Source organism: Mitsuaria sp. CC2, from assembly GCF_048957715.1.
Lineage (GTDB): Bacteria > Pseudomonadota > Gammaproteobacteria > Burkholderiales > Burkholderiaceae_C > Roseateles.
The window spans coordinates 1-11340 of sequence record NZ_JARVXN010000046.1; the positions used below are offsets into that span (position 1 = coordinate 1).

At 53.0% G+C, this 11340-nt stretch carries 4 tRNA genes and 6 rRNA genes; all 10 read left to right on the plus strand.

Annotated elements, in window-relative coordinates:
• Positions 1-239 precede the first annotated feature (239 nt).
• The 10 genes from PV762_RS27690 (at position 240) to rrf (PV762_RS27735) (ending at position 11331) form a co-directional block, all read left to right on the plus strand.
• A 16S ribosomal RNA gene (locus PV762_RS27690) occupies positions 240-1768 on the plus strand.
• Between the two features lie 180 nt (positions 1769-1948).
• Positions 1949-2025: transfer RNA gene (locus tag PV762_RS27695), tRNA-Ile, on the plus strand.
• A 19-nt stretch (positions 2026-2044) separates the two neighbouring features.
• Positions 2045-2120: transfer RNA gene (locus tag PV762_RS27700), tRNA-Ala, on the plus strand.
• A gap of 302 nt (positions 2121-2422) precedes the next feature.
• Positions 2423-5303 (plus strand): 23S ribosomal RNA (locus PV762_RS27705).
• A gap of 179 nt (positions 5304-5482) precedes the next feature.
• Positions 5483-5595: ribosomal RNA gene (rrf, locus tag PV762_RS27710) — 5S ribosomal RNA — on the plus strand.
• 380 nt (positions 5596-5975) lie between these two features.
• A 16S ribosomal RNA gene (locus tag PV762_RS27715) occupies positions 5976-7504 on the plus strand.
• Between the two features lie 180 nt (positions 7505-7684).
• Positions 7685-7761 (plus strand) — tRNA-Ile (locus tag PV762_RS27720).
• Between the two features lie 19 nt (positions 7762-7780).
• Positions 7781-7856 (plus strand) — tRNA-Ala (locus tag PV762_RS27725).
• 302 nt (positions 7857-8158) lie between these two features.
• Positions 8159-11039, plus strand: a 23S ribosomal RNA gene (locus PV762_RS27730).
• A 179-nt stretch (positions 11040-11218) separates the two neighbouring features.
• Positions 11219-11331 (plus strand): 5S ribosomal RNA (rrf, locus tag PV762_RS27735).
• The 16S, 23S and 5S rRNA genes sit together here with 4 tRNA genes alongside, the layout of an rRNA operon.
• Positions 11332-11340 lie beyond the last annotated feature (9 nt).

Below are 11340 nucleotides of genomic sequence, written 5' to 3' on the forward strand. Positions count from 1 at the left end.
TTCGAAAGAAATCGTTCATAATCTCGCTTCTGCGCTGCTGACGACAAGTTGGCAACGCGACGAAGCAAGTCAAGTCGAAAGACGCAAGGCTGCTTCGATGTTCTTTAAGAATTTACAGCCGATAAGCGTGGGCGTCTGGACGAGCGACCTGAGAAGGTTAAATCGCTAGATGCTCACGGAAGAAAGAATGAAGCTATGAGAATAGTCTTTGTTCGATTCCGTTGAGTTTATTCAAGATCGAACTGTAGAGTTTGATCCTGGCTCAGATTGAACGCTGGCGGCATGCCTTACACATGCAAGTCGAACGGTAACGCGGGGCAACCTGGCGACGAGTGGCGAACGGGTGAGTAATATATCGGAACGTGCCCAGTTGTGGGGGATAACTGCTCGAAAGAGCAGCTAATACCGCATACGACCTGAGGGTGAAAGCGGGGGATCGCAAGACCTCGCGCAATTGGAGCGGCCGATATCAGATTAGGTAGTTGGTGGGGTAAAGGCCTACCAAGCCGACGATCTGTAGCTGGTCTGAGAGGACGACCAGCCACACTGGGACTGAGACACGGCCCAGACTCCTACGGGAGGCAGCAGTGGGGAATTTTGGACAATGGGGGCAACCCTGATCCAGCCATGCCGCGTGCGGGAAGAAGGCCTTCGGGTTGTAAACCGCTTTTGTCAGGGAAGAAAAGACTCCTACTAATACTGGGGGTTCATGACGGTACCTGAAGAATAAGCACCGGCTAACTACGTGCCAGCAGCCGCGGTAATACGTAGGGTGCAAGCGTTAATCGGAATTACTGGGCGTAAAGCGTGCGCAGGCGGTTATGCAAGACAGATGTGAAATCCCCGGGCTCAACCTGGGAACTGCATTTGTGACTGCATGGCTAGAGTACGGTAGAGGGGGATGGAATTCCGCGTGTAGCAGTGAAATGCGTAGATATGCGGAGGAACACCGATGGCGAAGGCAATCCCCTGGACCTGTACTGACGCTCATGCACGAAAGCGTGGGGAGCAAACAGGATTAGATACCCTGGTAGTCCACGCCCTAAACGATGTCAACTGGTTGTTGGGAGGGTTTCTTCTCAGTAACGTAGCTAACGCGTGAAGTTGACCGCCTGGGGAGTACGGCCGCAAGGTTGAAACTCAAAGGAATTGACGGGGACCCGCACAAGCGGTGGATGATGTGGTTTAATTCGATGCAACGCGAAAAACCTTACCTACCCTTGACATGCCAGGAATCCTGCAGAGATGTGGGAGTGCTCGAAAGAGAGCCTGGACACAGGTGCTGCATGGCCGTCGTCAGCTCGTGTCGTGAGATGTTGGGTTAAGTCCCGCAACGAGCGCAACCCTTGTCATTAGTTGCTACGAAAGGGCACTCTAATGAGACTGCCGGTGACAAACCGGAGGAAGGTGGGGATGACGTCAGGTCATCATGGCCCTTATGGGTAGGGCTACACACGTCATACAATGGCCGGGACAGAGGGCTGCCAACCCGCGAGGGGGAGCTAATCCCAGAAACCCGGTCGTAGTCCGGATCGCAGTCTGCAACTCGACTGCGTGAAGTCGGAATCGCTAGTAATCGCGGATCAGCTTGCCGCGGTGAATACGTTCCCGGGTCTTGTACACACCGCCCGTCACACCATGGGAGCGGGTTCTGCCAGAAGTAGTTAGCCTAACCGCAAGGAGGGCGATTACCACGGCAGGGTTCGTGACTGGGGTGAAGTCGTAACAAGGTAGCCGTATCGGAAGGTGCGGCTGGATCACCTCCTTTCTAGAGATGACGAGACCGTTGTCTGGCTCAGGCCAGGCGATTGAGTCGAGTCCACATAAGCGAGTTCAGCGCGCCCACACTTATCGGCTGTAGACACACAACAGTGAGTGAGAAAACGCGTGAGCCTGGCGAGCTGGCCTTGCCGGTTGGCGCGATTGCAGGAGCACGCAAGAAACGCGTGGGTCTGTAGCTCAGTCGGTTAGAGCACCGTCTTGATAAGGCGGGGGTCGCTGGTTCGAATCCAGCCAGACCCACCACGGGGATCGTCAAGATCTTGGGGGATTAGCTCAGCTGGGAGAGCACCTGCTTTGCAAGCAGGGGGTCGTCGGTTCGATCCCGTCATCCTCCACCATCACTTCACAAGGGTGGCAAACCACAGCGTCCAAGCGGGCGATGCGGTTTGCCAGTCTCGACTTTTTAGTCGGCTGTTGTTCTTTAACAATTCGTAGAGTCGAATCAGCGTTGCTGGCGGAAAGCTTGGGCACTCGTAAAGGGGTGACCGGCACCGTGCCGCCAGCGACATTTGATTGCGTCAACAAACTTCAACTCTGAAAAGAGTAGAAATTGAAGAACGGCGAACGCGTGATACTCAAATAAATGCTCAAGTTGTTGAGCATCTGTCCTTGACGACATCTGCGGATGTCAAAGTTATAGGGTCAAGTGACTAAGTGCATGTGGTGGATGCCTTGGCGATTACAGGCGACGAAGGACGTGATAGCCTGCGATAAGCTTCGGGGAGCTGGCAAATAAGCTTTGATCCGGAGATTTCCGAATGGGGAAACCCACCTCGTTTAGAGGTATCGCATACTGAATACATAGGTATGCGAGGCGAACCGGGTGAACTGAAACATCTCAGTAGCTCGAGGAAAAGACATCAACCGAGATTCCGAAAGTAGTGGCGAGCGAAATCGGAGTAGCCCTCGTGTTTTAGCAGTTGGCATATCAGAACGGAATGGAAAGTCCGGCCATAGCGGGTGATAGCCCCGTATGAGAAATGTCGATTGTGGAACTAGGCACGAATAGAGTAGGGCGGGACACGTGAAATCCTGTCTGAATATGGGGGGACCATCCTCCAAGGCTAAATACTCGTAATCGACCGATAGTGAACAAGTACCGTGAGGGAAAGGCGAAAAGAACCCCGGGAGGGGAGTGAAATAGATCCTGAAACCGCATGCATACAAAAAGTAGGAGCCCGCAAGGGTGACTGCGTACCTTTTGTATAATGGGTCAGCGACTTACATTCAGTGGCGAGGTTAACCGAATAGGGTAGCCGTAGAGAAATCGAGTCCGAATAGGGCGATTCAGTCGCTGGGTGTAGACCCGAAACCAGGTGATCTATCCATGGCCAGGATGAAGGTACCGTAACAGGTGCTGGAGGTCCGAACCGACTAGTGTTGCAAAACTAGCGGATGAGCTGTGGATAGGGGTGAAAGGCTAAACAAACCTGGAGATAGCTGGTTCTCTCCGAAAACTATTTAGGTAGTGCCTCAAGTATTACCTTCGGGGGTAGAGCACTGTTTAGGCTAGGGGGTCATGGCGACTTACCAAACCTATGCAAACTCCGAATACCGAAGAGTACAGCTTGGGAGACAGAGCACCGGGTGCTAACGTCCGGACTCAAGAGGGAAACAACCCAGACCGCCAGCTAAGGTCCCTAAAATTGGCTAAGTGGGAAACGAAGTGGGAAGGCTAAAACAGTCAGGATGTTGGCTTAGAAGCAGCCATCATTTAAAGAAAGCGTAATAGCTCACTGATCGAGTCGTCCTGCGCGGAAGATGTAACGGGGCTAAGCCAGTTACCGAAGCTGCGGATGCACAGTTTACTGTGCGTGGTAGGAGAGCGTTCTGTACGCCTGTGAAGGTGGGTCGTGAGGCCTGCTGGAGGTATCAGAAGTGCGAATGCTGACATGAGTAGCGTTAAAGGGGGTGAAAAGCCCCCTCGCCGAAAGCGCAAGGTTTCCTACGCAACGTTCATCGGCGTAGGGTGAGTCGGCCCCTAAGGCGAGGCAGAGATGCGTAGCTGATGGGAAACAGGTCAATATTCCTGTACCGATCAATAGTGCGATGTGGGGACGGAGAAGGTTAGCTCAGCCGGGTGTTGGATGTCCCGGTTCAAGCCTGTAGTCGTGCCTGGTAGGCAAATCCGCCGGGCTTAGATGAGGGGTGATAACGAGTCTGCTTGCAGACGAAGTGAGTGATACCCTGCTTCCAGGAAAAGCCACTAAGCTTCAGCTATTGACGACCGTACCGCAAACCGACACTGGTGCGCGAGATGAGTATTCTAAGGCGCTTGAGAGAACTCTGGAGAAGGAACTCGGCAAATTGACACCGTAACTTCGGAAGAAGGTGTGCCTTTAGTAGGTGATCCATTTACTTGGTTAGCCCAATGAGGCCGCAGAGAATCGGTGGCTGCAACTGTTTATTAAAAACACAGCACTCTGCAAAGACGAAAGTCGACGTATAGGGTGTGACTCCTGCCCGGTGCTGGAAGATTAAATGATGGGGTGCAAGCTCTTGACTGAAGTCCCAGTAAACGGCGGCCGTAACTATAACGGTCCTAAGGTAGCGAAATTCCTTGTCGGGTAAGTTCCGACCTGCACGAATGGAGTAATGATGGCCACACTGTCTCCTCCAGAGACTCAGCGAAGTTGAAATGTTTGTGATGATGCAATCTCCCCGCGGAAAGACGGAAAGACCCCATGAACCTTTACTGTAGCTTTACATTGGACTTTGAACAGATCTGTGTAGGATAGGTGGGAGGCTTTGAAACCTGGTCGCTAGATCAGGTGGAGCCAACGTTGAAATACCACCCTGGTGTGTTTGAGGTTCTAACCTTGGCCCGTTATCCGGGTTGGGGACAGTGTATGGTGGGCAGTTTGACTGGGGCGGTCTCCTCCCAAAGTGTAACGGAGGAGTTCGAAGGTACGCTAAATACGGTCGGAAATCGTGTTGATAGTGCATTGGCATAAGCGTGCTTGACTGCGAGACTGACAAGTCGAGCAGGTACGAAAGTAGGACAAAGTGATCCGGTGGTTCTGTATGGAAGGGCCATCGCTCAACGGATAAAAGGTACTCTGGGGATAACAGGCTGATACCGCCCAAGAGTTCATATCGACGGCGGTGTTTGGCACCTCGATGTCGGCTCATCTCATCCTGGGGCTGTAGCCGGTCCCAAGGGTATGGCTGTTCGCCATTTAAAGAGGTACGTGAGCTGGGTTTAAAACGTCGTGAGACAGTTTGGTCCCTATCTTCCGTGGGCGCTGCAAGATTGAGAGAGCCTGCTCCTAGTACGAGAGGACCGGAGTGGACGCACCTCTGGTGTATCGGTTGTCACGCCAGTGGCATCGCCGAGTAGCTAAGTGCGGAAGAGATAACCGCTGAAAGCATCTAAGCGGGAAACTCGTCTCAAGATGAGTCTTGCCGGGGCCTAGAGCCCCCTGAAGGGTCGTTCAAGACCAGGACGTTGATAGGCTGGGTGTGGAAGCGCAGTAATGCGTTAAGCTAACCAGTACTAATTGCCCGTGCGGCTTGACCCTATAACTTTGACACTCAAAACGTCAAGGTGAGTGGTCACGCAGATCAAAGCGCAGCCCCAATACCGGGCCTGCCACGATCAAAACCGTTCTTCAAACTTTGAAGACGCAATCAAACCAAAGCTGATTTGACTCTACCGAATTGGGCATGCTGACCACTGTCAGCAAGCCAACCAGTCAAGCCTGATGACCATAGCGAGTCGGTCCCACCCCTTCCCATCCCGAACAGGACCGTGAAACGACTCAGCGCCGATGATAGTGCGGATTCCCGTGTGAAAGTAGGTCATCGTCAGGCTAATATCCGGAGACGCCCGGTCGGATGACCGGGCGTTCCTTTCTCTGCTTGCAGAGATCAGCGCTTTGCGGAGCGTTGATCTCTGAGGCTGAGACCGCATCGATCTGATCGTGTAAATGATTTCGAAAGATGCTTGACAAGTTCAAACGAACTCGTTTATAGTCTCATCTCTTCGCTGCTGACGACAAGTTAGCAGCGCGACGAAGCAAGTCAAGTCGAAAGACGCAGAGCTGCTTCGATGTTCTTTAAGAATTTACAGCCGATAAGCGTGGGCGTCTGGACGAGCGACCTGAGAAGGTTAAATCGCTAGATGCTCACGGAAGAAAGAATGAAGCTATGAGAATAGTCTTTGTTCGATTCCGTTGAGTTTATTCAAGATCGAACTGTAGAGTTTGATCCTGGCTCAGATTGAACGCTGGCGGCATGCCTTACACATGCAAGTCGAACGGTAACGCGGGGCAACCTGGCGACGAGTGGCGAACGGGTGAGTAATATATCGGAACGTGCCCAGTTGTGGGGGATAACTGCTCGAAAGAGCAGCTAATACCGCATACGACCTGAGGGTGAAAGCGGGGGATCGCAAGACCTCGCGCAATTGGAGCGGCCGATATCAGATTAGGTAGTTGGTGGGGTAAAGGCCTACCAAGCCGACGATCTGTAGCTGGTCTGAGAGGACGACCAGCCACACTGGGACTGAGACACGGCCCAGACTCCTACGGGAGGCAGCAGTGGGGAATTTTGGACAATGGGGGCAACCCTGATCCAGCCATGCCGCGTGCGGGAAGAAGGCCTTCGGGTTGTAAACCGCTTTTGTCAGGGAAGAAAAGACTCCTACTAATACTGGGGGTTCATGACGGTACCTGAAGAATAAGCACCGGCTAACTACGTGCCAGCAGCCGCGGTAATACGTAGGGTGCAAGCGTTAATCGGAATTACTGGGCGTAAAGCGTGCGCAGGCGGTTATGCAAGACAGATGTGAAATCCCCGGGCTCAACCTGGGAACTGCATTTGTGACTGCATGGCTAGAGTACGGTAGAGGGGGATGGAATTCCGCGTGTAGCAGTGAAATGCGTAGATATGCGGAGGAACACCGATGGCGAAGGCAATCCCCTGGACCTGTACTGACGCTCATGCACGAAAGCGTGGGGAGCAAACAGGATTAGATACCCTGGTAGTCCACGCCCTAAACGATGTCAACTGGTTGTTGGGAGGGTTTCTTCTCAGTAACGTAGCTAACGCGTGAAGTTGACCGCCTGGGGAGTACGGCCGCAAGGTTGAAACTCAAAGGAATTGACGGGGACCCGCACAAGCGGTGGATGATGTGGTTTAATTCGATGCAACGCGAAAAACCTTACCTACCCTTGACATGCCAGGAATCCTGCAGAGATGTGGGAGTGCTCGAAAGAGAGCCTGGACACAGGTGCTGCATGGCCGTCGTCAGCTCGTGTCGTGAGATGTTGGGTTAAGTCCCGCAACGAGCGCAACCCTTGTCATTAGTTGCTACGAAAGGGCACTCTAATGAGACTGCCGGTGACAAACCGGAGGAAGGTGGGGATGACGTCAGGTCATCATGGCCCTTATGGGTAGGGCTACACACGTCATACAATGGCCGGGACAGAGGGCTGCCAACCCGCGAGGGGGAGCTAATCCCAGAAACCCGGTCGTAGTCCGGATCGCAGTCTGCAACTCGACTGCGTGAAGTCGGAATCGCTAGTAATCGCGGATCAGCTTGCCGCGGTGAATACGTTCCCGGGTCTTGTACACACCGCCCGTCACACCATGGGAGCGGGTTCTGCCAGAAGTAGTTAGCCTAACCGCAAGGAGGGCGATTACCACGGCAGGGTTCGTGACTGGGGTGAAGTCGTAACAAGGTAGCCGTATCGGAAGGTGCGGCTGGATCACCTCCTTTCTAGAGATGACGAGACCGTTGTCTGGCTCAGGCCAGGCGATTGAGTCGAGTCCACATAAGCGAGTTCAGCGCGCCCACACTTATCGGCTGTAGACACACAACAGTGAGTGAGAAAACGCGTGAGCCTGGCGAGCTGGCCTTGCCGGTTGGCGCGATTGCAGGAGCACGCAAGAAACGCGTGGGTCTGTAGCTCAGTCGGTTAGAGCACCGTCTTGATAAGGCGGGGGTCGCTGGTTCGAATCCAGCCAGACCCACCACGGGGATCGTCAAGATCTTGGGGGATTAGCTCAGCTGGGAGAGCACCTGCTTTGCAAGCAGGGGGTCGTCGGTTCGATCCCGTCATCCTCCACCATCACTTCACAAGGGTGGCAAACCACAGCGTCCAAGCGGGCGATGCGGTTTGCCAGTCTCGACTTTTTAGTCGGCTGTTGTTCTTTAACAATTCGTAGAGTCGAATCAGCGTTGCTGGCGGAAAGCTTGGGCACTCGTAAAGGGGTGACCGGCACCGTGCCGCCAGCGACATTTGATTGCGTCAACAAACTTCAACTCTGAAAAGAGTAGAAATTGAAGAACGGCGAACGCGTGATACTCAAATAAATGCTCAAGTTGTTGAGCATCTGTCCTTGACGACATCTGCGGATGTCAAAGTTATAGGGTCAAGTGACTAAGTGCATGTGGTGGATGCCTTGGCGATTACAGGCGACGAAGGACGTGATAGCCTGCGATAAGCTTCGGGGAGCTGGCAAATAAGCTTTGATCCGGAGATTTCCGAATGGGGAAACCCACCTCGTTTAGAGGTATCGCATACTGAATACATAGGTATGCGAGGCGAACCGGGTGAACTGAAACATCTCAGTAGCTCGAGGAAAAGACATCAACCGAGATTCCGAAAGTAGTGGCGAGCGAAATCGGAGTAGCCCTCGTGTTTTAGCAGTTGGCATATCAGAACGGAATGGAAAGTCCGGCCATAGCGGGTGATAGCCCCGTATGAGAAATGTCGATTGTGGAACTAGGCACGAATAGAGTAGGGCGGGACACGTGAAATCCTGTCTGAATATGGGGGGACCATCCTCCAAGGCTAAATACTCGTAATCGACCGATAGTGAACAAGTACCGTGAGGGAAAGGCGAAAAGAACCCCGGGAGGGGAGTGAAATAGATCCTGAAACCGCATGCATACAAAAAGTAGGAGCCCGCAAGGGTGACTGCGTACCTTTTGTATAATGGGTCAGCGACTTACATTCAGTGGCGAGGTTAACCGAATAGGGTAGCCGTAGAGAAATCGAGTCCGAATAGGGCGATTCAGTCGCTGGGTGTAGACCCGAAACCAGGTGATCTATCCATGGCCAGGATGAAGGTACCGTAACAGGTGCTGGAGGTCCGAACCGACTAGTGTTGCAAAACTAGCGGATGAGCTGTGGATAGGGGTGAAAGGCTAAACAAACCTGGAGATAGCTGGTTCTCTCCGAAAACTATTTAGGTAGTGCCTCAAGTATTACCTTCGGGGGTAGAGCACTGTTTAGGCTAGGGGGTCATGGCGACTTACCAAACCTATGCAAACTCCGAATACCGAAGAGTACAGCTTGGGAGACAGAGCACCGGGTGCTAACGTCCGGACTCAAGAGGGAAACAACCCAGACCGCCAGCTAAGGTCCCTAAAATTGGCTAAGTGGGAAACGAAGTGGGAAGGCTAAAACAGTCAGGATGTTGGCTTAGAAGCAGCCATCATTTAAAGAAAGCGTAATAGCTCACTGATCGAGTCGTCCTGCGCGGAAGATGTAACGGGGCTAAGCCAGTTACCGAAGCTGCGGATGCACAGTTTACTGTGCGTGGTAGGAGAGCGTTCTGTACGCCTGTGAAGGTGGGTCGTGAGGCCTGCTGGAGGTATCAGAAGTGCGAATGCTGACATGAGTAGCGTTAAAGGGGGTGAAAAGCCCCCTCGCCGAAAGCGCAAGGTTTCCTACGCAACGTTCATCGGCGTAGGGTGAGTCGGCCCCTAAGGCGAGGCAGAGATGCGTAGCTGATGGGAAACAGGTCAATATTCCTGTACCGATCAATAGTGCGATGTGGGGACGGAGAAGGTTAGCTCAGCCGGGTGTTGGATGTCCCGGTTCAAGCCTGTAGTCGTGCCTGGTAGGCAAATCCGCCGGGCTTAGATGAGGGGTGATAACGAGTCTGCTTGCAGACGAAGTGAGTGATACCCTGCTTCCAGGAAAAGCCACTAAGCTTCAGCTATTGACGACCGTACCGCAAACCGACACTGGTGCGCGAGATGAGTATTCTAAGGCGCTTGAGAGAACTCTGGAGAAGGAACTCGGCAAATTGACACCGTAACTTCGGAAGAAGGTGTGCCTTTAGTAGGTGATCCATTTACTTGGTTAGCCCAATGAGGCCGCAGAGAATCGGTGGCTGCAACTGTTTATTAAAAACACAGCACTCTGCAAAGACGAAAGTCGACGTATAGGGTGTGACTCCTGCCCGGTGCTGGAAGATTAAATGATGGGGTGCAAGCTCTTGACTGAAGTCCCAGTAAACGGCGGCCGTAACTATAACGGTCCTAAGGTAGCGAAATTCCTTGTCGGGTAAGTTCCGACCTGCACGAATGGAGTAATGATGGCCACACTGTCTCCTCCAGAGACTCAGCGAAGTTGAAATGTTTGTGATGATGCAATCTCCCCGCGGAAAGACGGAAAGACCCCATGAACCTTTACTGTAGCTTTACATTGGACTTTGAACAGATCTGTGTAGGATAGGTGGGAGGCTTTGAAACCTGGTCGCTAGATCAGGTGGAGCCAACGTTGAAATACCACCCTGGTGTGTTTGAGGTTCTAACCTTGGCCCGTTATCCGGGTTGGGGACAGTGTATGGTGGGCAGTTTGACTGGGGCGGTCTCCTCCCAAAGTGTAACGGAGGAGTTCGAAGGTACGCTAAATACGGTCGGAAATCGTGTTGATAGTGCATTGGCATAAGCGTGCTTGACTGCGAGACTGACAAGTCGAGCAGGTACGAAAGTAGGACAAAGTGATCCGGTGGTTCTGTATGGAAGGGCCATCGCTCAACGGATAAAAGGTACTCTGGGGATAACAGGCTGATACCGCCCAAGAGTTCATATCGACGGCGGTGTTTGGCACCTCGATGTCGGCTCATCTCATCCTGGGGCTGTAGCCGGTCCCAAGGGTATGGCTGTTCGCCATTTAAAGAGGTACGTGAGCTGGGTTTAAAACGTCGTGAGACAGTTTGGTCCCTATCTTCCGTGGGCGCTGCAAGATTGAGAGAGCCTGCTCCTAGTACGAGAGGACCGGAGTGGACGCACCTCTGGTGTATCGGTTGTCACGCCAGTGGCATCGCCGAGTAGCTAAGTGCGGAAGAGATAACCGCTGAAAGCATCTAAGCGGGAAACTCGTCTCAAGATGAGTCTTGCCGGGGCCTAGAGCCCCCTGAAGGGTCGTTCAAGACCAGGACGTTGATAGGCTGGGTGTGGAAGCGCAGTAATGCGTTAAGCTAACCAGTACTAATTGCCCGTGCGGCTTGACCCTATAACTTTGACACTCAAAACGTCAAGGTGAGTGGTCACGCAGATCAAAGCGCAGCCCCAATACCGGGCCTGCCACGATCAAAACCGTTCTTCAAACTTTGAAGACGCAATCAAACCAAAGCTGATTTGACTCTACCGAATTGGGCATGCTGACCACTGTCAGCAAGCCAACCAGTCAAGCCTGATGACCATAGCGAGTCGGTCCCACCCCTTCCCATCCCGAACAGGACCGTGAAACGACTCAGCGCCGATGATAGTGCGGATTCCCGTGTGAAAGTAGGTCATCGTCAGGCTAATACACC